Source organism: Acidisoma sp. (assembly GCF_965199065.1).
Classification (GTDB): domain Bacteria; phylum Pseudomonadota; class Alphaproteobacteria; order Acetobacterales; family Acetobacteraceae; genus Acidisoma.
In genome coordinates, this window is sequence record NZ_CBDAQN010000003.1 from 1,804,560 (window position 1) to 1,825,154 (window position 20,595).

A 20,595-nucleotide genomic window follows, 5' to 3' on the forward strand; every position below is an offset into this window, starting at 1 on the left:
TTTTACAATGCGCCGGCGCCGCATATCCGCAGACCGCTGCGTCAGCCAGAACCAAACAACGAGCTGTTTGCGATGATGCGCCCCTGACGCTAACCGTTCACCATCAGACGGCGGCCGTCGAGCACTTTGCCAGATGATCCCGGTAAACCCCACGCTTCCGGCTGAGACCAAGCTCCCGGACGATCTGGGCTGCGGTCTTGCGAGCAGCATGCAGGGCGCGCACGTCAGTGAACACGGTCTCGAGCGACCGGCGTTGCGAAGACTGGATCAGATGTTCATATTCGGCGACCTGCGGATTGCCACGCGGAGCGCATTGTGGAGCCTTCCCGGCATCCTCACACTGTAGCGGCCGGTGTCGCAAGGGTCGCTCCAGACGGCTCAGCTGGTGCTCGATGCGCTCCCGCAGGTTCTTAACCAGGTGGAAGCGGTCCGCGATGTGCCGGGCCTGAGATGCGCCTTGCCGTGCGCCTTCAACGTAGGGGCCGTAGCGATCGCGGCTGACGATCTCCACGGCTGGATGCTGGCGCAGCCAATCCGCCGGTACTGGCAGAAGACCGGTCCGGCAGCACGTCGACTACCTTCCGGCGCTCGAGATCCACCAGCATAGTGCCGAATGTGTTCCTCGGCGCCACGCCCACTCGTCGATGCCGACCACACGCAGTGGCGCATCGTCCTGCCGCCGCCGGACAGCCTGCTTGAGCTGTCTCAGCAGCGCATGCCGGCTAGCCGGAAAGCCAAGCTGCGCAGCTAACCTTTCTGCTGGCCGTCCACCTACGGCATGAGCCAGCAGGCCCACGATGCCATCCAGCCTGGATGTCCGCTGGGCGTGGGAGGCTGCTGCCTGTGGCATTCGCTCCGTGAAGATGACCAGCTCGCATCCAAGGTTCCGGCATCGCCATCGTGAGGACCGAAGCCGAATGACGACAGGCAAACCCTGAACCGGAAGGTCCCGCAACACGCGGGTATAGCGGCTGTGCCGCGCCGCCGTTGGACACCGCACCGGGGGCACCCGGCCGTTCCACCGCTCCCAGCATCGACCGCCGGTATCCGCTCAGCCAATGGATACACCGACTCCAACCTTTCCTATCGCACGAGCGACGGAAACTCAGGCGCACTCGCCTCCCGGTTCTCGGGGCTGAACTTCTATTTCAGCTGCAACTGCTCCCCTTAGCTAAGAAATCCACACGAAACAGTATTGGTCGATGGTTCCAGCATTGAACAGCGGCTGGAGAATAACATGCCATTCGACGCGATGGGGGTTCCGGGAGAGCCTCGTCTTGAGCGTTCCCGGACAAGAAGAATACGATGGCTGCAGACGGTGGGGAAAAACACTCTTCTTTTTGAACGTCTGTTCATGCTGTCGTTAAGCAGCATCACGATCTCCTTTATCGAAGGAATGGCCGCTTACTGCAAAGCATTCCATGGTTGCTCCCTGGACTGCACTTATCCGGCGATGGTCTCCGACATTGATGCACCATGCTGGCCCGAGAAGATGGGTCGTAGTGATCGGCGTGGAAGCGATCATAACAGCGATGGGCCGCGAGGATGCTCCTCGGAGAAACTTGGAGTTCTATTAGGTGATTAGATTTCTAGACCATGTCAGAACACGAACGCCCGGAAGTAAGAAGGCACTCCACCGATCGGGGGACCTACGGCGCTGCTATTGGCCTCACCGCGCCGTGCTCATTATTGTGCGCAAGGAAGTCTCTCCCGTCCGTTGCCCAGGAATACTGCATAAAGGCTGCCGCGCGTGTCTCCTGATTGCAAAGACTGGGTGGGCTAAATTGGTAGAGGAGCCGAGCCGTGGCGACCCATTCCGAAGCGATGGGGTCGAGGCCTACATCGATTTTGAATGTGAAGGTGACCTCTAGACGTGACTTTAGTGTCGCGAGCATATGAACAATCAGGGTTTGGCCTGTGCTGATGTCGCCGAGCATGTCGCCAGCGCTTCGCCCGTCATGCGCTTGGCCTTCGGTCAGCTTGAGGGCAATCGCATTGCTGTTGGCATCAACAAGAGCGTGGATCTTCGTGGTTAGCCCGCCCCGCGAGCGCTCCATGCATCGGGCTGGAGCGTCGTGCCCTTCGTCGGTTTCCGATGGCCCCCTTTTTGACGTTCGCGGCATGCTGATGAACCCGGATAGACGAGGAGTCGATCATTTGCAGATCCCCGTCGTAAGCTCGCGTTGTAGCAGGTCGTAGGCGGCCCATAGCGCTCAGGGATATCTGCCCATGGTGATCCCGTGCGCAAGCGCCAGTAGATGCCGTTCAGGACCCGACGGTCATCGGCCCGTGTCACCCCACGCGGCTTGTTCGGAAGCAGTGGCTCGATGATAGACCACTCGAAATCCTTCACTTCATACCGGCGCGGGCTCATGATCACTCCCATCCGACAGGGAGTTTGAATCAGATTTTCCTTGCCGTGGAATCCCGTTTATCAGTTGAAGACCTAGTTCTTTGCCAGGCACATGGGGCAAAGTCGTCGCTGATCGCGGGCGACTTTACGAAGAGTTGCTCACTCAGGTCCCAGCAGTCGGCGAAGTTCGTCTTGGAGACGCAAAAGGCGAGGCAGAAAAGCCACCCGCAATTCCTCGACACTCACGCGCGCGGCCTGCGCACCTACATTCAGCGCCGCGACGACTGTGCCTTTGTTGTTGTAGAGCGGCACTGCGATAGAGCGAAGACCTAACTCAAGCTCCTCATCGACGATCGCGCAGCCTTCCGCTCGGACAGAGGTGAGTTCGGCCATCAACTGGTCCAGACTGATGATTGTCTTCGGAGTGAGCGATCTTAAACCGCTTTCTTCGATCAAAGCCTGGGCGGCAGCGGGGGGTAACGTGGCGAGCAATACGCGCCCCATCGAGGAGCAGTAGGCTGGGAGGCGGCTGCCTATGTTCAGATTGATCGACATGACACGCTGCCGCGAAGCGCGGGCCACATAGACGACGGCGGCGCCATCCAGTACTGAGACGGAACAGCTTTCGCCCATGTCCCTCGCGAGTTGCTCCAGTAACGGCTGGACCACATTCGGCAACGACGCGGAATGAAGATAAGCGTGTCCGAGCCGGAGAATCCGGGGTGTCAGCCTGAAATGCTTACCCTCTAGTTCGGCATAGCCGAGGGCGATGAGGGTGAGCAGCAGCCGACGACAGGTTGCACGATCCATATCCGTGGCGCGGGAGACATCGGAGATGGAGAGGCGGGAATGATCGGTATCGAACGCCTCGATGATGCGCAGCCCCTTCATGAAGCCGCCCACGAGGTTCCGGTCACGAGGTCCGAGCATTAAACGATCCATTCATGAAGTGTGCGCAATTCGCACGGTTCAGGTGGCCACTCAAGCAGTTGAATGATTGATCGAGGTTGCGTTCCGCGCTTCGACACGCCACATTAGATGCAATGAGCACGGCTGTGCGCTTATCGCACGGATCGGCAGAGAGATCTTGTTTGCGTGCCGCGATCTTGGAAGGAACCCTTGCACGTGATCGACAAGATTGTGGGCAGCGTTGCGTTGGCCTTAGAAGGGGTTCGGGACGGTTCGATTGTCATGGTCGGCGGCTTTGGGGCTGTGGGCCAGCCGGACACGCTCATCGAGGGCCTCATCGAGCAGGGCGCCAAAGATCTCACGATCATCGCAAATAATGCAGGGGCTGGGCGCGTTGGGTTAGCCAAGCTGATGGAAGCCGGGCGCGTAAGAAAGATCATCTGCTCTTTCCCGCGCTCCGCTGGTTCGGTCGTATTCGAGGAACTTTTCAAAGCCGGCAGTCTCGAACTGGAAATTGTTCCTCAAGGTACTTTGGCCGAGCGAATTCGTGCGGCCGGCGCAGGTGTTGCGGCCTTCTACACGCCAACGGCATTCGGTACGGCGCTCGCTGAAGGGAAAGAGTGGCGCGAGATTGCTGGGCGGCATTACGTGCTCGAACACGCGCTCGCCGGCGACGTGGCGCTTGTGGAGGCCTGGAATGCGGACCGATGGGGCAACTGCACGTATCGCGCGAGCGGCCGCAACTTCAATCCGGTGATGGCAATGGCGGCGCAACTGACGATCGTCCAGACGCGGCACGTGGCAACCCTCGGGGCTCTCGATCCCGAAGCGATCGTCACTCCAGGAATTTTCGTCGATCGCGTCGTGCATATTCCTGACCAGGCGGTGGGAGAGTAAAGGAAAACGATGGCAGACTTTGTTCCTCTTACCCGGACCGAAATGGCGCGCCGCTTGGCGCAAGACATTCCGGAAGGTTGGTACGTCAATCTCGGGATTGGCATTCCGACAATGGCGGCCGACCACATCCCGGTCGGGCGCGAAGTGTTCCTCCATTCCGAGAATGGTATCCTCGGCATGGGGCCGGCGCCGGCAGCGGACCGGATCGACCCTTGGATGATCAATGCTGGAAAACAACACGTCACGCTGCTGAAGGGCGGCTCCTTCTTCCACCATGCCGACAGCTTCGCGATGATCCGAGGGGGACACATCGACCTTTGCGTGCTCGGGGCCTTCGAGGTCGCGGAGAATGGTGATCTCGCGAATTGGGCCACATCGGCCGCGGATGCGGCTCCCGCTGTTGGCGGCGCCATGGATCTGGCCGTGGGAGCCAAGCGGATTTGGGTTGTGACGGAGCATACGACGAAAGAAGGCAAGCCAAAACTCGTGCAGCGGTGCTCCTATCCGCTGACAGCGCTGGGCGCGGTCAGCCGTATCTACACGAACCTGGCCGTCATCGACGTGACTTCTGCCGGTTTTGTCGTGCGCGAGGTCGTGCCAGGCTTGACCCTGGACGAGCTTCAGTCCCGCACAGGCGCGCCCCTCCGGTTGGTGGAGACGCTGGGAACGATGGAGACGCTGGATGCCTGAGGCCTTCATCTGCGATTTCACGCGCACCCCGATCGGACGGTATGGCGGTGCCCTGAAAGATGTGCGCGCCGACGATCTGGCCGCGTATCCTCTGCGCGTTCTGCGCGAGCGAAATAAGGGCGTGGATTGGGAAGCTGTCGACGACTGCTACCTGGGCTGCGCCAATCAGGCCGGTGAGGACAATCGGGACGTGGCCCGCATGGCGGTGCTGCTGGCCGGCTATCCGGTCGGGACACCGGGCGGCACGATCAATCGCCTCTGCGGATCAGGTCTTGATGCCGTCGGCACGGCGGCGCGCATGATCCGTGCAGGCGAAGGTGAGCTGGTGCTGGCAGGGGGTGTCGAAAGCATGACGCGCGCGCCCTTCGTCATGGGCAAAGCGACCGAAGCCTTTGCCCGTCAGGCGGAGTTGCAGGACACCACGATTGGCTGGCGTTTCGTCAACCCTTCGCTCAAGGCGCTCTATGGCGTCGACACCATGCCGGAGACGGGTGAGAACGTGGCGGAACGGTTCGCGGTTTCGCGCGCCGATCAGGACGCCTTCGCCTACCGGTCTCAGCAGAGGGCAAAGGTCGCGCAAGACGAAGGCTATTTCACCCGCGAGATCACGCCCATCACGATTAAGGGCCGGAAAGGCGAAGTCGTCGTCGCTCTGGACGAGCATCCCCGGCCGGAAACGACGCTCGAAGGTCTGGCGAAGCTAAAGACGCCGTTCCGCCGGGAAGGGGGTTCGGTCACGGCCGGCAACGCCTCAGGGGTCAATGACGGCGCGGCCGGGCTCATTTTGGCGAGCGAAGCGGGAGCGCGGCGGCACGGACTGACGCCCCGCGCGCGGATCGTCGCCATGGCGACGGCGGGCGTCGAGCCCTCCGTCATGGGCATCGGGCCCGCGCCGGCGACCGAGAAACTGCTGGCCCAGACGGGGATTTCACTGGCGACGGTCGACCTCATTGAACTCAACGAAGCATTTGCGAGCCAGGCGCTGGCCGTCCTGCGTCGTCTCGGCGTGCCCGATGACGCGCCGCATGTTAACCCTTGCGGCGGCGCCATCGCCCTCGGCCATCCGCTGGGAATGTCGGGCGCGCGCCTCGCGATGACAGCGGTGAACGGACTGGAAACGCACAACCTGCGACGCGCGGTGGTGACGATGTGCATCGGCGTCGGGCAGGGAATCGCCATGCTGATCGAGCGGGTCTAACCCGCTCGTCAGGACTCAGGTTGATACCATGATCTTCAGATGCTCGCCCGATGGGTTGAGCAGGGCCTCGAAGCCGTCGCGCACGACATCGGCGGCGTCGATCGTGGCGGTGATCACGCGCTCCACGGGGAAGATGCCCGCGGCGATCATGCTCGCGATGCGCGGCCAGATCTGGACCGGGTAGCACCAGGTCGCCTCGATACTGATGTCCTTGAGCGCCCAAAGCATGGGCTCGACCGACGCCGCCCGCACATGCAAGCCAGCCTGGACGACGACGCCCTGGCGGCGAACTGCCTTCACGCAGGCGTTGAGCGATCCCTCATGGCCAACACATTCGAGTGCCGTGTCGACGCCGACGCCACTTTCGGTGTTGTCGCGAATGATCTGCACGAGGTCGTCCGTGCGCGGGTCGATGGGAATGACGCCCGGCACGATCTCCTGTGCCTTCCGCAGACGGTTCGGATTGGTCTCCGAGACGAACAGTGTGCTGGCGCCGGCAGCGCGTGCCGCCAGCAACGTGAGCGCGCCGATAGGGCCCGCACCCGAGACCAGGACCGACGAGCCTGCCTGGACGCGGCCACGATCCACGGCATAGACGGCGACAGCCGCCGGCTCGATGAGCGCCGCCTGCGCTTCGGTGAGGCTCTTCGGCACGGGAATGACGTTGCCGGCGTCGAGCACCGCCCGCTCGCCCATGCCACCCCAGGGATGCGACAAGCCGATGACGCCGAGCTTCTCGCTGAGATGGAGCAAGCCGCGGCGCACGTAGTAGTCGTCGGCTGGCGCCATCAGCGGCTGGATCGAGACGAGATCGCCAACCTTCAAATGCTGGACGGCGTCTCCGGTCTCCACCACGCGCGCAGAAAATTCGTGGCCAAGGATCTGCGGCAGGGTCGCACCCGTCAGCGCGTTCGGCTCCTTGGGCGTGACGATGGGACCCGCGATGAATTCGTGCAGATCAGTGCCGCAGATCCCGCACATGGCAGGAGCCACCAGCACCTGATTGGGCCCGAGCGCCCCGGACGGTTCCGGCACATCCTCAACCCGGATGTCGCGCTTGGTGTAGAAGCGGACAGCGCGCATGGTCAGAACTCCTTCATTGGGCGGTATAGCCGCCGTCGCAGGCGAGGCTCGCACCGGTGACGAAGCGCGCCTCATCGGATGCCAGGAACAGCACGCAATTTGCTACGTCCACCGGCTCGCCGAGCGTCAGCGGATGCTTCGACTTCATCATGTCGAGGTAATGCTCGAGCCCACCCGGATAGGTTTCGCCAGCCTTCATGAACAGCGGCGTTTTGGTCGATCCGGGATGCACGCAATTCACCCGGATGCCGTAGCGCGCGTAGCACATGGCGTCGGTCTTAGTCATGAGCAGGACCGCGCCTTTGGTCGCGTGGTAGGGCGGCAGATCGTCGTTGCCGATCAGCCCGTAGATCGAGGAGAAGTTGACGATGGCGCCGCTTTTCGCCTCGACCATGTGCCGCAGCACATGCTTGGAGCTTAGAAAGACGCCGCGCACATTGACCGCGAAGACCGCCTCGAACTCCTCCAGGCTCAGCTCGTGGGTGAACTTGTTGGCGCCGGGAATGGCCGCGTTGTTGACGAGGATGTCGATCCGCCCCCAGCGATCGATCACCTGCTGTACGGCGGCCGCCACGCTCTGCTCGTCGCGCACATCCACCTGGAAGGCCTCGGCCTCGAAGCCGTCCTGGCGCAGCGCGTTGGCTGTCGACTGCCCGTTTTCGGCGCTGATCTCGAAGATAGCGACACGCGCGCCTTCCTCGACGAAGCGCCGGCACGTGGCCTCGCCAATGCCGGTGCCACCGCCGGTGATGATGGCAATCTTGTTGTCCAGACGACCCATCATGGCCTCCCCAGTTGGTGTTGTCTTAGCTGCGGTTATCCATCCGCTTGAGGAACGGGTGGATCGACACCGTCTCCCAGATGCCGGCCTTCTTGAACGGATCGGCATCGTGAAAGGCCTGCACCTCGGCCTGCGTCTCCGCCTCGACGAGAAAGAAACTGCCGATCATCGTCTCGTTATCCTGAGCGACAAGCGGGCCGGAAACGACGATGCTCACCGGCGCCTTACCAAGATACGCCTTGTGGGCTTCGTAATTGGCGAGGCGGTTCTGTAGGCCGTTGGCCTTGTCCAGGGCATGGATGATGAAATGCATGGAACGATCTCCTGTGTCTCAGGTGACGGAATAGCCGGCATCGACCATCAGCAGATGGCCGTTTATGCCGGAGGCCGCGTCGGAACTCAGAAACGCCACCGCCGATGCGATTTCCTGCTTTCGCAGCAACCGCCCGTTGGGCATGTCCTCAAGCCAGAGCTTCATGACGTCAGGTCGGGTGCGGCCGACCTCCGCGAGCATGTCCGTATCGGTATATCCGGGACCCACGGCATTCACACGAACGCCCTGCCGCCCCCACTCGATGCCAAGCACACGCGCCATATGCGCCACTCCGGCCTTGGCCACGTCATACCCGACATGCTGCTCCGGCCGCACGACCTTGACGCCCGCGATCGACGAGGTGAGCACGATCGCGCCGCGCCCGCGCTCCAGCATCGGCCGCGCGAAGGCCCGGGCACTGTAGAAACTGCCGTCGAGGTTGACCGCGAGCGCGCGGCGCCAGATCGCGTCGTCATGATCGATCGCCGGGCATTCGTAGGCCGTGCCCGCATTGGCCGCGAGAATGTCGACGGCGCCATGGCGCTGCACGACCGTCCGGGCCGCCTCGTCCAGAGACGCGGATTCGGTCACGTCGAGCGTCAGCCAAGATGTGCGTTTGCCGTCGGGATCGAGCTGCGCCGCGGTTTCGGCCACGGCCTCCGTCCGATCGGCCAACACGACCGTCGCGCCGAGCGCCAGGAAGTGCTCAGCGATGGTGGCGCCAATGCCGCGCTGCGCGCCGGTGACCACCGCTACCTTACCTTCAAGGCCGTAGAGGCTGAGCCCGTTCATGGCAACTACCTTTGCACGTAGCAGGCGGCGGCCAGAACGATGACCACGCCCTTCAGCACGATCTGGGCCTGGATCGGCAACCCGATGAGCACGACGACGTTGGAGGCGAGCATCAGCACGGCCGCACCCGCCAGGGCGCCCGGGATTGTCCCGCGCCCGCCGGAGAGCGCGGCGCCGCCGATGACCGCCGCGACGATGCTGTCCAGTTCGAACCCTTGGCCAACCTGATTGTCGACGATCTCGGCATAGCCGCCGAGCACGATGCCGGCGATGGCGGCGAGCACGCCTGACGCGACGTAGGCGCCGATGACGATGGCGTCGACGCGATAGCCGAGCAGCTGGGCCGTCACGCGGTTGCCGCCGACGATCATGAAGCGCCGGCCCAAGACCGTGCGGTGCACGACGATGCCGACGATGACGGCGAAAACAATGAGCACGGCGAGATTGACTGGAATGCCGTGCCAGGTGGATGACCCGACGACGCGCAACAGATGCGGCATCCCGCCTGACGGCGCGCCCTTGGTGTAGGCGAAGCGGAGACCTTGCAGCACGGTCATGCTCGCGAGTGTCGCGAGGAACGGCGAGACCTGACGCTTCGTGACCAGCAGGCCGTTCACCAGACCGGTGACTGCGCCGATGACGATGGCGACGGCAATGATCGCCGCCACGTCGATGGGCAGCCCGGAGAAACTTGTGCCGACAACGGCGGCCGTCGCCATGATGGAGGCCACGGAGAGATCGAGGCCGCCGGTCATGATGACGAGCGCCTGGCCGATGGTGACGATGGCCAGCGGCACCGTCTCGAGCACCAGGTTCGAGAGGTTCTGGCCGCTCAGGAAGGACGGCGCGATGGCGCCGGAGACGATGATGAGCACAAGCAGGAAGACGAAGATGCCATATTGGCTCGTGAACTTCGCGATACGGCCGATGTTGGATTGGCGCCCCTTGGCGGTCGTGTCGACCCTGCCGGGGATGCTGTCGACGTTCATGCGAGCCTCCGGCGCTCGCGATAGACGGAGACGGCGAGCATGATGATCAGCCCTTGGACCACGAGCTGGACCTCGGAGGAGACGTGCAGGAAGTTCAGGAAGTTGTTGAGCAGCGCGATGAGATAGGCGCCGAGCAGCGTGCCGATCACGCCGCCGCGACCGCCGCTCAGCATGGTGCCGCCCACGACGACGGGCGTCACGGAGGCGAGGGTGTAGTTGGCGCCGGCATAGGGCTGGCCGGTGCCGAAGCGCGCAACCAGGTAGATCGCCGTGACAGCCGCGAAGAAGCCTGACAGGGCGTAGACCAACACGATGGTACGGCGCACCGGCAGGCCGAGCAGCACGGCAGCGGGGCGGTCGTCGCCAATGGCGTAGATGTACCGGCCGGTAGTGGTTCGGCGTAGCAGCAGGCTTGCCAGCAGATAGATGGCTACGCAGATCGTGGCGCCCACGGAAATGTCGAAGAGGCGGCCGTAGGCGAGGTAGTCGAAGCCGTCCGGCACGCCGCCCACTGGTGCCAGCGTGTAGAGCAACGCCGCGCCCTGAAGGATGGCGCCCATCCCGAGCGTCACGATGAGGGGATGCACGCGCAACACGACGATGCCGAGACCGTTGATGATGCCGATGACGAGGCCGAGCAGAATGACGCCGGCGCAAACGGGAATGACCAGGTCGCCGTTGCTGTTGATCAACCCCGAGGTCAGCACGGATAGCAGGCTGATCATCGAACCTACGGAAAGATCGATGCCACCGGTCAGCACGGCGAGCGTCTGCCCGAGCGAAACCAGCGCTAGGTCGGTCGACTGCTCATAGATGTTGAGAATGTTCCGGGTCGTGCCGAAGCGGTTGGTAACGGTGCATCCCAGGATGCCGATGGCCAGGATAAGGATGATAACGATGCCAAGGCGGATGACCTGCTCGGGCACCCTGCGGCGCGTCTGCGATTTGGTGTCCGGCAGGGCGGTGGCGCTCATGGCTCGGGTTCCTCAGGCGGCCTGGCGGTCATGCGTTGCGAGGTCCATGACAGCTTCCTCGGTGATCATGCTCGTTTCAAGCAGGCCGGTGATGGCTCCCTCGCGCATGACGTATACCCGGTCCGACATGCCGACGACTTCCGGCAGCTCGGAACTGATCATGAGGATCGCGACGCCCTCCAGCGCAAGGCCGCGCATGATCCGGTAGATTTCGGTGCGTGCGCCCACGTCCACGCCGCGGGTCGGCTCGTCGAGGATGAGCACGCGACGGCAGGCGCGGGCCCAGCGGGCGATGAGGACCTTCTGCTGGTTGCCGCCCGACATAGTCGCAACCGGGGTTGCCGGGCCACGGCAGGCGATCTGGTAGGAGCCGATGTCGCGCTCCGCGAGCTGCCGCTCGCGCTCATTGTCTAAGAAGGGGCCGTTGCTGACGGTGCCGAGGCTCGCCGCCGTGATGTTCGCGCCGACGGTCTGCAGCATCGCGAGCCCCTGGCCCTTGCGGTCTTCTGTCACGAAGCCGATGCCGAGGCCGATGGCGCGCTCCGGGCTCATGGAGCGAAAGGTTTGACCGGCGATGGTGACGGAGCCCGCTTCCATCGGCAGACCACCGAAGATTGCCATGGCGAGCTCCGAGCGCCCCGAGCCCACCATGCCGGCGAGGCCTGTGATGATGCCCGACCGCAGCTCGATGCTGCATCCGCGCACGCGGGCGCCCATGCGGATGTCCTTGGCCGTTAGGACGACTTCCGACGCCTCCGGCGGCCGCTCATGCGGCGGGAAGAGGTGGCTGAGATCACGGCCCACCATCAGCGTAATCAGTTCATCGCGCGTGACGCTGCCGACGGACCGCGTAGCAATCCAGCGGCCATCCTTGATGACGGTGAGACGGTCGCAAAGGTTGAAGATTTCTTCGAGACGATGGGAGATGTACACGATCGCGACGCCATCATCGCGAAGCTTCCGCAGTCGCTCGAACAGCAGTTCCACCTCGCGGCCGGCAATGACCGCCGTCGGCTCATCGAGGATGAGCACCTTTGGAGTTTCAATCATCGCCTTCGCAATCTCGACCATCTGCTGATCAGCGACTGTCAGCCCGCCGACAGGCTGGCGCACGTCCAGCGTCACGCCGAGGCGCGTGAGAATCTCGGCTGCGCGCTGTTCGGCAAGGCGATGATCGATCATGCCGAACCGGTTGCGCGGCATACGACCGAGAAAGACGTTCTCCGCAACCGACATATGCGGAAACAGCACGAATTCCTGGTAGATGACGTGGATACCAGCGGCTTTGGCCTGCGCTGGTCCTTGCCAATGCACCGGGCGGCCATCAAGGCTGATCTCGCCGCTATCGGCTGCCTGGACACCGGCAATGATCTTGGTCAGCGTTGATTTGCCCGCACCGTTCTCGCCAACGAGCGCGTGGATCTCACCTGCGCGCACCTCGAGATCGACCCCGGCGAGCGCCTGCACGCCGGGAAACGATTTCTGGATGCCGGTTACCGCGAGCATGCCGGCCGCCGCCTTCAGCTCGGATACTGGATATGCGCCGTAGTAGGATCGTAATCCGGCCCGAGGTCGTTGCTGATCAGATAGTTGGAGGGCTTGTTCGGCAGCGCCAGCGAAGCGAAAGGCACGTCGCCCTTAATCGAGGCCGTCTCATCCCCCTCCGTCACGGCGATCTGCGAATTGACCGTCGAGTTGAACGGAACGGCGGCGCCATTGAGGATGTTGAGCGCGATCTGGATGGCGGTGCGGTACTGCGCCGGCGGATCGCTGATCTCCAGCATCGGGATTTTGTATTTCAGAGCCAGCACGAGCGGCCCATTGACATCGGCCGTCGTGTGCATCGGGATCTCGCCGGTCTTGAAGCCCGCTTCCACGAAAGCTTCGATCGAGCCAGGCACCTGGAGGCCATGCGCCGACCAGACCGCATCGATCTTGCGGCCGTATTTGGCGATCACGGCCTGCATCACCTGCTTGCCTTTGACCGGACTCCAGTCGGAATACACCGTGTCAAGGATGTTGATGTTGGGATATTGGGCGAAAATCTCCTTCGCCGGACCCATGCGGTTCTCGCTCGGGCTGGAACCTGCCTGACCGCCGAGCAGAACGATATTGCCCTTGCCGTTCAGCTTCTCCACAATCCACTGCGCCCAGAGACGGCCCATCATTGGGTCTGATGCGTTGACGAACGTCACGAAGTGGTCGGAAGTGATGCGGCGATCCAGCATCAGTACCGGCGTGCCCTGGCGCATGACGCGGGAGACGACGGGATCAAGCGCCTTCTCGGTGTTGGCGCTCACGATCAGCAGGTCGACACCCTGGGATGCGAGGTCCTGAACGTCGGCGACCTGCTTTGCGTCATCATGTTGCGCATCGGTGATGATGAGGCGCTTGATGACGTCCTTATGATCCTGCGCGCCCTGCTTGAGTTCATCGAGCGCGACGACCCTCCAGCTGTCGCCGAGGCCCGCGTTGGAAAAGCCGATGATGTATGGTGGCGCCTTCTTGTACTGCGTGGTCGTTACGATGCGTGTCGTGAGGGCCGGATTGAACAGCTCGGTCCGCGGTGCGCCCTGGTAGCCGGGGAGCGTTGGGGTCGTGGCGGCCCGGGCCTTGGAAACTCCCGCATCGAGCAGCGCGGCGCCACCAAGCGCAACGGCTCCGGCCATTGTCATGCGGCGCCCAAGAGCGGGTGATTGAATGCGGTTCTTCATTAGTGCTCCCCTTTTGCCGGCCTTTGTGGCCGAAACTTATTTTTACCGGCGCTGAATGCCCCGCACCGCTCTGGTCAATCGGCAGCCTACAACGCGCCGGTGCTTTGGCCAGTCTCAAATTGTCCAGAATGAACATTTTGTATCTCGCCGCGAGGGTGCCGCGGACTTATCTTGTCGCCAACAAAGACGCGCTGCAGCAGTATTGTGCACTGCAAAATAATATGCGGGTCGAGGAGGATGAGTGCTCGAGCATTTTGTTTTTGATGGTTTGCCGATGCGCGTTGTCTTCGGCGATGGCACGCTGAGCGAGCTTCCCATCGAAGTGGAACGGCTTGGATGCCGGCGCGTGCTTGTTCTTTGCACGCCTGAGCAACGTGACCAGGCGGCCATGGTGAGCGAGCGTCTCGGCGCGCGCGCGGCCGGTATATTCGATCAGGCGACGATGCACACGCCCGTGACCGTGACTGAGGCCGCGCTTGCGGTGGTGCGGGAGCACGATGTGGACGGCGTCGTCTCCGTCGGAGGAGGCTCGACGACCGGGCTCGGCAAGGCCATCGCGTTGCGCACCGATTTGCCGCAGGTTGCCATCCCCACGACCTACGCCGGCTCGGAGATGACACCGATCCTCGGCGAAACGAAAGATGGTGAGAAGATCACCCAGCGCACCCGGAAGGTGCTCCCCGAGACAACGATCTACGATATATCGCTCACGCTCACCCTCCCGCCGTCGATCAGCGCGACCAGCGGAATGAACGCCATCGCGCACGCGGTCGAGGCGCTTTACGCTGAGGAGCGCAACCCGATCATCTCGCTGATGGCGGAAGCGGCCATCGGAGCGCTTGCGCGCGCCTTACCTGTCATCGTCGCCGATCCGCAGGATCGCGAGGCGCGGGGAGAGGCGCTGTACGGCGCCTGGCTTTGTGGCGTGGCGCTCGGTTCTGTCGGTATGGCTCTGCACCACAAGCTTTGCCATGTGCTCGGCGGCAGTTTCGACCTTCCACACGCGCCGACGCACACTGTCATTCTACCGCATGCCGTCGCCTACAATGCGCCGGGTGCGCCGGAAGCTATGGCGCGCGTCGCCCGCGCACTCGGCGCCGAAGACGCCGCCACCGGCCTATACGATCTTGCAGTGCGGCTGAATGCGCCGCTTTCTCTCAGCGCGATCGGAATGAAGGAGGCGGACCTGGAGCGTGCGGTCACTCTGGCCGCTGCGCGGCCCTACCCCAATCCGCGGCCGCTGGAGGCGGAGGCGCTGCGTCGCTTGCTGCAGAATGCATACATCGGCCGCCGCCCAGAGATGGAGGCCCTGTGATGGCTCCGATTACCCGCAACTTCACGGAAACCAACGCGACCGAGGCTGTGCTTCAGCGCAACGAGGGCTGCTCCGACGTGCGGCTGCGCGAGATCATGGCGGTGCTCATACCCCATCTGCACGCGGTGGTGCGGGAACTGCGCCTGACGCCGGAGGAATGGCTGCAGGCCATTCAGTTTCTTACCCGGACCGGACAGATCTGCAGCGACCGCCGGCAGGAGTTCATCCTGCTGTCCGATACGCTTGGCATATCCATGCTCGTCGACGCGATCAACAACCGCAAGATCGACGACGTGACGCCCTCAACCGTGCTTGGACCGTTCTACGTGAACGGCGCGCCGGCCCTGAGCATGGGGGAGAATATCGCCCTGCATGGCCGCGGTGAGCCGTTGTTTGTCAGCGGCACGCTATCCGATGAAACGGGGCGCCCACTGGAGGGGGCGGTGCTGGACGTATGGCAGACTTCCGAGGATGGCTTCTACGATACCCAGGACGACACGCAGCCGGACATGAACCTGCGCGGCGTCTTTCGCACGGGCGCCGACGGTCGCTTCTGGTTCCGTAGCATCGTGCCGGCCTCCTACCCCATTCCGAGCGACGGGCCGGTTGGCGACATGCTGAAGGCGTTAAATCGCCATCCCATGCGTCCAGCCCATATCCACTTCATTCTTCGCGCCATCGGATACGACACGCTGACCACGCATATTTTCATCGATGGCGACACATATCTCGACAGCGATGCCGTCTTCGGCGTGAAGGACGCGCTGATTAAGCCGCTCATGGCGGCGACCTCCGAGCAACAGGCCGAGCACGCTCTGCCCCAAGGTTGCAAGGCGCTGCATGTGGACTTTCGTCTTCAACCCGAGGCTTTGGCTCATGTCGCTGGCGCGCCCGCGAGTGAGCAGAAGGCAGGAGCCCACGCATGAGGAATTTCATGACCGCCGGCTGGATTGGCCTCGGCAAGATGGGCTTGCCGATGAGCAGCCACATCGCGGCCGCCGGTCATGCCTTGCATGTTTACGATCCCGCAAGCGAGGCCCAGTCGTTCGCGGCCGCGGCGGGAGCCAAGGTTGAGTCGGATGCGCGGGCTGTGGCGGCGGCGGCGCCCATCGTCTTTTCATCGATCCCGAACGACGCCGTTCTGTTGTCGCTGGTCATGGGGTCCTCCGGGCTGGCGGCCTGCATGAAACCGGGCTCGATCCTGGTCGATACGAGCACCGTCTCCCCGCGCGCCTCGGCCGAGGTTGCCGCTGCGCTCGCGACCGCCGGTGTGCTCTATCTGCGCGCCCCGGTCTCCGGCAGCACGTCGACCGCCGAGACTGGCAAGCTGACCGTCCTCGCATCCGGTGACGAGACCGCATACCGCGAAGTCGAGCCGCTGCTGAGCGCCTTCTCGGCCCGTCAGTTCTACGTTGGATCCGGCGAGGAGGCTCGATATCTCAAGCTTGCCATCAACATGCTGGTCGGCGCGACTTCGGCCCTGCTCGCGGAGGCGCTGACGTTCGGGCAGAAGGGCAACCTCTCGATCGATCAGATGCTCGAGGTAATTTGCGAAAGCGCGGTGGCATCGCCGTTGATCGCCTATAAGCGGCAGATGCTGTCAAAGCGCGATTTCTCGCCGGCCTTCACCGTGGAGCAGATGATCAAGGATTTCGATCTCGTGATCGACGCAGCGCGGGACGAGCAGGTACCTGTGTTTCTTGTAAGCCTCATCCGCCAGCAGTACGAAGCTGCCCGCGCTCAGGGGCGTGGGCACCAGGACTTCTTCGTGCTGCTGGAGCAGTACGAGGCGATGGCTGGATTCCAGCAGCGGCCGGCAGCGGAGTAGATCCATGGCATCGGCCAGATGAAGGATCTCGAGTTTCTTCGCGTCCTCGACTTCCTGCAGCAGTTGCGGCTGCCTTGGGCGCAGAAGTTCGTCGAGGCGGATAGCGACCTCGTCTGGCATCTTTTGCATCATCTCATGGCGAGTCACACGAAGGGCGATCTTGTGACGACCTCGAACCTGGCGCAGGCCGGCTACGCACCGTACACGACGTCGCTGCGAAAGATCGAGGAACTCATTGCGACGGGGCTCATTCTTCGGGTTCCGCGCAGCCGCACGGGCAAATCCTTCGCCCTGCAGCCAAGTCCGGAGCTGAAGAAGGATTTCGAGGCCTACTTGCTGGAGGTCAAGCGCATCGTTGCGCAGACGCTCGGCAGCAGGGAGCCGGGCGAGGCCAGCGACGACTACTACTTCGGTGCGTCCGCCGCTGGGAGCCTCGCCTGGCCATCCGGCGCGCAGCGGCAAAACCAGGCAAAACGTTTTGACCTGCGGTTTTTGCTCGCCGATGATAACTACTTCGTCGCCATGCAGAACATGTGGGCGGATTTGCGAACCAGCTTTGGTTCGCGCCGGGACTTCACGCTTGCGCGGCTGCCGCAGCTTTATCAACTGACGCTCGAAAATGCGACGCGCGAGGTATCGCAATACGATGTCGTCGCCATCAACATCCCTTGGATGGGGGAGTTCGCCAGCAAAGGCTATATCCGGCCTATAGGCGACGTGGTGCGCGCGGCGGGGCTCGACCCTACAGAGTTCCACGCCGATTTCTGGGCGACCGGCCAATGGCATGGCACGCAGTATGGCGTGCCGATCTACTGCACGATTGAGACCCTCGCCGTGCGGCGCGATCTGCTACAGGAGGCTGCGCTTCCGTTCCCGACTACGTTCGAGCAGGTGCTTTCGGTCGGCCGGTCGCTGCACGCACCGGCCCATGGCCGCTACGGCATCACCTGGAACGCCGCGCGCGGCATGCCGATCGCCGCGAGCTTCCTGTTTCTGCTGGGCGACTGCGGCAGCTTCCTGCTGGACCGCTCGGCCGCTTGCGCCAAGGGCCAGACGCGACCTGTCATCGACATGGCGGCAGGATTGCGCGTCCTCGACTACATGCACCAGCTTATCGAGATTTCGCCGCCGGGGGTGACCGAGTTCGATTGGGAGACGAGCCTCGACACCTTCCTCACCGGCCATGCAGCGATGACATATTGCTGGAGCATGCGGGCCGCGCGCTTCGAATACGACACGCGGTCGAAGGTCAGCCGCAAGGTCGAGTATTTGCCGCATCCGGCCGGTCCCCACGGCCGCGTCACCGCCCCCATCGGCGGCTTCGTGCTCTGCGTGCCAGCCAATCTTCCGGAGGAGCGGATGCGCCTTGCGGTGGATGCCATTGCCTGGATCACGTCGCCCGATACTGTCCGCGATCATCTAAAAAGCGGGCTGCCCGTTCGGCCGCGGTTCAGCGTGATCTCAGATCCTGAAGTCATGCGAAGTTCGCCGATCGTGAATTTCGTCGAGCGCGTGGCGCGGCGGGATCTTCTGGACAGCTGGCAGCGGCCGCCGATCCCTGAGTACGTAGCGGTGGAAAACGTCTTAGGCGACGAGATCCATGACGCGCTGACGGGGCGGACGAGCGATCGCGGTGCATTAGTTGCGGCGCAACAGCGGATCGACGCGCTCTTTCGGCGCAAGGAAGCCAGGGTCGCCTGAGCATTGAGCGTGTCTTCTACGGGTGCGACGCAAGGACTAGGAGGAGAAAAGATGAAACCGGTCAAAGTAGCGCTGGTCGGCCTGGGTTGGTGGGGGCAGAAGATCGCCGTCACGCTGAACGGCAATTCCGCGATCCAGGTTGCTCGCGCAGTCGAGATCAACCCTGAGGCGGCTGCGAGCTTCCACGCCAAGCACGGCATCCCGGTGGCCGACAGCCTGAACGACGCGCTAGCGGATCCGGCGATCGACGCGGTGTTGCTCGTCACGCCGCACTCGCTGCACGAGGAGCAGATCGCGGCGGTCGTGCGGGCCGGCAAGCATGTGTTTTGCGAAAAGCCGCTGGCGCTCACGCGCGCCGGGGCCGAGCGATCCGTCGCCCTCTGCCGCGACGCAGGTGTCGTTCTTGGCATGGGTCATGAGCGCCGTTTCGAGCCGCCGGTCGCTGAGATGCTGGCCATGGCCGCCGAGGGAAGGCTCGGGCGGCTCCTGCAGATCGAGGCCAATTTCAGCCACGATAAGTTCCTCGCCCTCGATCGCGCGAACTGGCGTCTCAAGCCGGAGCAGGCGCCTGCTGGCGGCATGACGGCGACGGGTATTCATCTTACGGATCTGGCTGTGAAGCTGATGGGTCCGGCTCGGGATGTTACTGTAAGTTGCGAGCGTCTGGCATCGGATTTGCCCTCGGGGGACACGATGAGCGCGTTTATCCGCTTTGCTTCGGGCGGGACCGCCTATATCTCCGCGACGCTCGCGACGCCCTTTTTCTCGCGTTTCGCGGTCTTCGGCACGGAGGGCTGGATCGATGTGCGGGACCGCGCCCATGTCGAGGCGCCGGATGGTTGGGTCGTCACCAAGGGCATGAAGGGGGCACCGATCACGGTGGAGGAAGTCGGCAAGGCCGAGCCTGTGGTCGCCAATTTTGAGGCCTTCGCTCATGCCGTTCGCGGCGTGACGCCCTACCCGATCACGGGCGAGGAGATGGTCAACAACATCGCCCTGCTAGAGGCGATCGTGAGCGGAGCGACGTCCGGCCGCACCGAAACGCTGCAGGGTTTGGAAAGGAACGCGGCATGAAAGCGCTCGTCTTCGAGAAGCCCGACCAGCCGGTGGTGCGCGAGGTCGATATGCCGCGTATCACGGAGAACGAGGTTCTGGTGCGGCTACGGACCGTCGGCATCTGCCATTCGGATTACGAGTTGCTCGGCGGGCGCTACATCATTCCGATCAGCTACCCGGTGACGCCGGGCCATGAGTGGTGCGGCGAGATCGTCGAGGTCGGGCGCAATGTGAGGGGCTTCGCGGTCGGTGAGCGCGTCGTCGGGGAATGCGTGGTCCGCCTTCCGGATCGCGTTCACCATTTCGGCTTCTCGCTGGATGGCGCGGATCGCGAGTTCTTCGTGGTGCGGCCCGAATGGCTGCACAAGCTGCCGGATGCGATCGATGACGGCACCGCTTCGCTCATCGAGCCCTTCACCTGTGGCTTCTATGCCGTACGCCGCTCCGGCGGCACCGATGCGAGCGAGACTGTCGTCGTCTCCGGCGGCGGCACGATCGGGCTCGTTTCCGCAGCCGCGGCCATTGGCATGGGTGCGCGCGTCATCGTCATCGATCCGATCCTTCACCGGCGCGAGGCCGCACTGAAGCTGGGCGCGGCCGAGGTCATCGACCCCCGCGCCGGCGGCACGGTCGAGACCGTCATGCAGATGACCGGCGGCCGCGGCGCCGATCTCGTCGTCGAGGCTTCGGGCCACGACGCCTCGCTCGGCATCGTCTTTGATCTCGTGCGCGAGGAGGGGCGGATCTCGATGGTCGGGATCAACATCGGGCGGGATGTGTCCTCGCATCTCGGCAATATCCAGATGCGGAACCTGACGGTGCGGGGCTGCATCGGGTCGCCCGGCGTCTGGCCCGATGCGATCAGGTTCCTCGAGCGCACGCAACTCGATCTTTCGCCGATCCGGACACATGAATTCCCGCTTGCGCAGAGCGTGGAAGCCTTTGCGCTCGGCTCGCAGGCGGACAAATGCATCAAGGTCACGCTGCTCAACAGCTGAAGCG

Annotated in this window: 20 protein-coding genes and 1 pseudogene; 9 read left to right on the top strand and 12 right to left on the bottom strand. The window is 63.4% G+C overall.

The genetic code is table 11. From position 1 onward, the window contains the following. Positions 1-103: 103 nt before the first annotated feature. The 4 genes and pseudogenes from ACOEQ1_RS16540 to ACOEQ1_RS16555 form a co-directional block, all read right to left on the bottom strand. On the bottom strand, positions 104-511 hold the full coding sequence (locus ACOEQ1_RS16540) for a transposase (protein WP_419760322.1): 408 nt from the start codon (positions 509-511) through the stop codon (positions 104-106). 63 nt (positions 512-574) lie between these two features. Next, positions 575-1,009 (bottom strand): transposase family protein, encoded by a 435-nt coding sequence (locus tag ACOEQ1_RS16545; RefSeq protein WP_419760323.1) that lies wholly within the window; start codon positions 1,007-1,009, stop codon positions 575-577. Between the two features lie 892 nt (positions 1,010-1,901). After that, positions 1,902-2,374, bottom strand: a pseudogene (locus ACOEQ1_RS16550) (transposase); the annotation flags it as partial. Positions 2,375-2,512: 138 nt separating this feature from the next. Further along, entirely contained in the window at positions 2,513-3,256 is a 744-nt protein-coding gene (locus ACOEQ1_RS16555; RefSeq protein ID WP_419760324.1) for an IclR family transcriptional regulator domain-containing protein, read from the bottom strand. A 222-nt stretch (positions 3,257-3,478) separates the two neighbouring features. Here ACOEQ1_RS16555 and ACOEQ1_RS16560 point away from each other — a divergent pair, with 222 nt between their 5' ends. From ACOEQ1_RS16560 to pcaF, 3 genes are read left to right on the top strand one after another with little or no spacing between them, the layout of a single operon-like run. Further along, positions 3,479-4,159, top strand: a complete 681-nt coding sequence (locus ACOEQ1_RS16560; protein WP_419760325.1) for a 3-oxoacid CoA-transferase subunit A — start codon at positions 3,479-3,481, stop codon at positions 4,157-4,159. Between the two features lie 9 nt (positions 4,160-4,168). Continuing rightward, positions 4,169-4,849 carry a 3-oxoacid CoA-transferase subunit B gene (locus tag ACOEQ1_RS16565; protein ID WP_419760326.1) on the top strand — a complete coding sequence of 227 codons (681 nt, stop codon included), beginning with the start codon at positions 4,169-4,171 and terminating at the stop codon, positions 4,847-4,849. Beyond that, positions 4,842-6,047 carry a 3-oxoadipyl-CoA thiolase gene (pcaF, locus tag ACOEQ1_RS16570; protein WP_419760327.1) on the top strand — a complete coding sequence of 402 codons (1,206 nt, stop codon included), beginning with the start codon at positions 4,842-4,844 and terminating at the stop codon, positions 6,045-6,047. The genes ACOEQ1_RS16565 and pcaF overlap by 8 nt, the downstream gene beginning before the upstream one ends. A 15-nt stretch (positions 6,048-6,062) precedes the next feature. Here the strand turns inward: pcaF and ACOEQ1_RS16575 are convergent, their stop codons facing one another. From ACOEQ1_RS16575 to ACOEQ1_RS16610, 8 genes are read right to left on the bottom strand one after another with little or no spacing between them, the layout of a single operon-like run. After that, positions 6,063-7,130: an alcohol dehydrogenase catalytic domain-containing protein gene (locus ACOEQ1_RS16575; RefSeq protein ID WP_419760328.1), complete on the bottom strand. Its 1,068-nt coding sequence runs from the start codon at positions 7,128-7,130 to the stop codon at positions 6,063-6,065. A gap of 13 nt (positions 7,131-7,143) precedes the next feature. Then, positions 7,144-7,914: an SDR family NAD(P)-dependent oxidoreductase gene (locus tag ACOEQ1_RS16580; RefSeq protein WP_419760329.1), complete on the bottom strand. Its 771-nt coding sequence runs from the start codon at positions 7,912-7,914 to the stop codon at positions 7,144-7,146. A gap of 22 nt (positions 7,915-7,936) precedes the next feature. After that, positions 7,937-8,224, bottom strand: a complete 288-nt coding sequence (locus ACOEQ1_RS16585; protein WP_419760330.1) for a YciI family protein — start codon at positions 8,222-8,224, stop codon at positions 7,937-7,939. A gap of 18 nt (positions 8,225-8,242) precedes the next feature. After that, the gene (locus tag ACOEQ1_RS16590) at positions 8,243-9,016 is read right to left on the bottom strand and encodes an SDR family NAD(P)-dependent oxidoreductase (protein WP_419760331.1); all 774 of its coding nucleotides are present in this window, start codon (positions 9,014-9,016) and stop codon (positions 8,243-8,245) included. 5 nt (positions 9,017-9,021) lie between these two features. Then, entirely contained in the window at positions 9,022-10,005 is a 984-nt protein-coding gene (locus ACOEQ1_RS16595) for an ABC transporter permease (RefSeq protein ID WP_419760332.1), read from the bottom strand. Beyond that, the gene (locus tag ACOEQ1_RS16600; RefSeq protein ID WP_419760333.1) at positions 10,002-10,979 is read right to left on the bottom strand and encodes an ABC transporter permease; all 978 of its coding nucleotides are present in this window, start codon (positions 10,977-10,979) and stop codon (positions 10,002-10,004) included. Before ACOEQ1_RS16600 ends, ACOEQ1_RS16595 begins: the two co-directional genes overlap by 4 nt. A 12-nt stretch (positions 10,980-10,991) precedes the next feature. Next, entirely contained in the window at positions 10,992-12,485 is a 1,494-nt protein-coding gene (locus ACOEQ1_RS16605) for a sugar ABC transporter ATP-binding protein (RefSeq protein ID WP_419760334.1), read from the bottom strand. A 14-nt stretch (positions 12,486-12,499) separates the two neighbouring features. Beyond that, positions 12,500-13,693, bottom strand: coding sequence for an ABC transporter substrate-binding protein (locus ACOEQ1_RS16610; protein WP_419760335.1), 1,194 nt, complete (start codon positions 13,691-13,693; stop codon positions 12,500-12,502). A 241-nt stretch (positions 13,694-13,934) separates the two neighbouring features. On the opposite strand from ACOEQ1_RS16610, the gene ACOEQ1_RS16615 reads away from it, so the two are divergent. From ACOEQ1_RS16615 to ACOEQ1_RS16640, 6 genes are all read left to right on the top strand, one after another. Then, positions 13,935-15,008: a maleylacetate reductase gene (locus tag ACOEQ1_RS16615; protein WP_419760336.1), complete on the top strand. Its 1,074-nt coding sequence runs from the start codon at positions 13,935-13,937 to the stop codon at positions 15,006-15,008. Between the two features lie 77 nt (positions 15,009-15,085). Next, entirely contained in the window at positions 15,086-15,934 is an 849-nt protein-coding gene (locus ACOEQ1_RS16620; protein WP_419760337.1) for an intradiol ring-cleavage dioxygenase, read from the top strand. Beyond that, on the top strand, positions 15,931-16,836 hold the full coding sequence (locus tag ACOEQ1_RS16625; RefSeq protein WP_419760338.1) for an NAD(P)-dependent oxidoreductase: 906 nt from the start codon (positions 15,931-15,933) through the stop codon (positions 16,834-16,836). Before ACOEQ1_RS16620 ends, ACOEQ1_RS16625 begins: the two co-directional genes overlap by 4 nt. An 18-nt stretch (positions 16,837-16,854) precedes the next feature. After that, positions 16,855-18,537: an extracellular solute-binding protein gene (locus ACOEQ1_RS16630; RefSeq protein ID WP_419760339.1), complete on the top strand. Its 1,683-nt coding sequence runs from the start codon at positions 16,855-16,857 to the stop codon at positions 18,535-18,537. Between the two features lie 51 nt (positions 18,538-18,588). Further along, on the top strand, positions 18,589-19,611 hold the full coding sequence (locus ACOEQ1_RS16635; RefSeq protein WP_419760340.1) for a Gfo/Idh/MocA family protein: 1,023 nt from the start codon (positions 18,589-18,591) through the stop codon (positions 19,609-19,611). Further along, positions 19,608-20,591 (top strand): zinc-dependent alcohol dehydrogenase, encoded by a 984-nt coding sequence (locus ACOEQ1_RS16640; RefSeq protein ID WP_419760341.1) that lies wholly within the window; start codon positions 19,608-19,610, stop codon positions 20,589-20,591. Before ACOEQ1_RS16635 ends, ACOEQ1_RS16640 begins: the two co-directional genes overlap by 4 nt. The last annotated feature ends 4 nt before the right edge of the window (positions 20,592-20,595 follow it).

What these genes read in the sequence shown, in the direction of transcription:
- ACOEQ1_RS16640 (WP_419760341.1), top strand. Translation starts at nt 19,608, where the DNA reads ATGAAAGCGCTCGTCTTCGAGAAGCCCGACCAGCCGGTGGTGCGCGAG.
- ACOEQ1_RS16600 (WP_419760333.1), bottom strand. Translation starts at nt 10,979, where the DNA reads ATGAGCGCCACCGCCCTGCCGGACACCAAATCGCAGACGCGCCGCAGG.
- ACOEQ1_RS16630 (WP_419760339.1), top strand. Translation starts at nt 16,855, where the DNA reads ATGAAGGATCTCGAGTTTCTTCGCGTCCTCGACTTCCTGCAGCAGTTG.
- pcaF (WP_419760327.1), top strand. Translation starts at nt 4,842, where the DNA reads ATGCCTGAGGCCTTCATCTGCGATTTCACGCGCACCCCGATCGGACGG.
- ACOEQ1_RS16590 (WP_419760331.1), bottom strand. Translation starts at nt 9,016, where the DNA reads ATGAACGGGCTCAGCCTCTACGGCCTTGAAGGTAAGGTAGCGGTGGTC.
- ACOEQ1_RS16580 (WP_419760329.1), bottom strand. Translation starts at nt 7,914, where the DNA reads ATGATGGGTCGTCTGGACAACAAGATTGCCATCATCACCGGCGGTGGC.
- ACOEQ1_RS16585 (WP_419760330.1), bottom strand. Translation starts at nt 8,224, where the DNA reads ATGCATTTCATCATCCATGCCCTGGACAAGGCCAACGGCCTACAGAAC.
- ACOEQ1_RS16635 (WP_419760340.1), top strand. Translation starts at nt 18,589, where the DNA reads ATGAAACCGGTCAAAGTAGCGCTGGTCGGCCTGGGTTGGTGGGGGCAG.
- ACOEQ1_RS16605 (WP_419760334.1), bottom strand. Translation starts at nt 12,485, where the DNA reads ATGCTCGCGGTAACCGGCATCCAGAAATCGTTTCCCGGCGTGCAGGCG.
- ACOEQ1_RS16565 (WP_419760326.1), top strand. Translation starts at nt 4,169, where the DNA reads ATGGCAGACTTTGTTCCTCTTACCCGGACCGAAATGGCGCGCCGCTTG.
- ACOEQ1_RS16610 (WP_419760335.1), bottom strand. Translation starts at nt 13,693, where the DNA reads ATGAAGAACCGCATTCAATCACCCGCTCTTGGGCGCCGCATGACAATG.
- ACOEQ1_RS16625 (WP_419760338.1), top strand. Translation starts at nt 15,931, where the DNA reads ATGAGGAATTTCATGACCGCCGGCTGGATTGGCCTCGGCAAGATGGGC.
- ACOEQ1_RS16595 (WP_419760332.1), bottom strand. Translation starts at nt 10,005, where the DNA reads ATGAACGTCGACAGCATCCCCGGCAGGGTCGACACGACCGCCAAGGGG.
- ACOEQ1_RS16575 (WP_419760328.1), bottom strand. Translation starts at nt 7,130, where the DNA reads ATGCGCGCTGTCCGCTTCTACACCAAGCGCGACATCCGGGTTGAGGAT.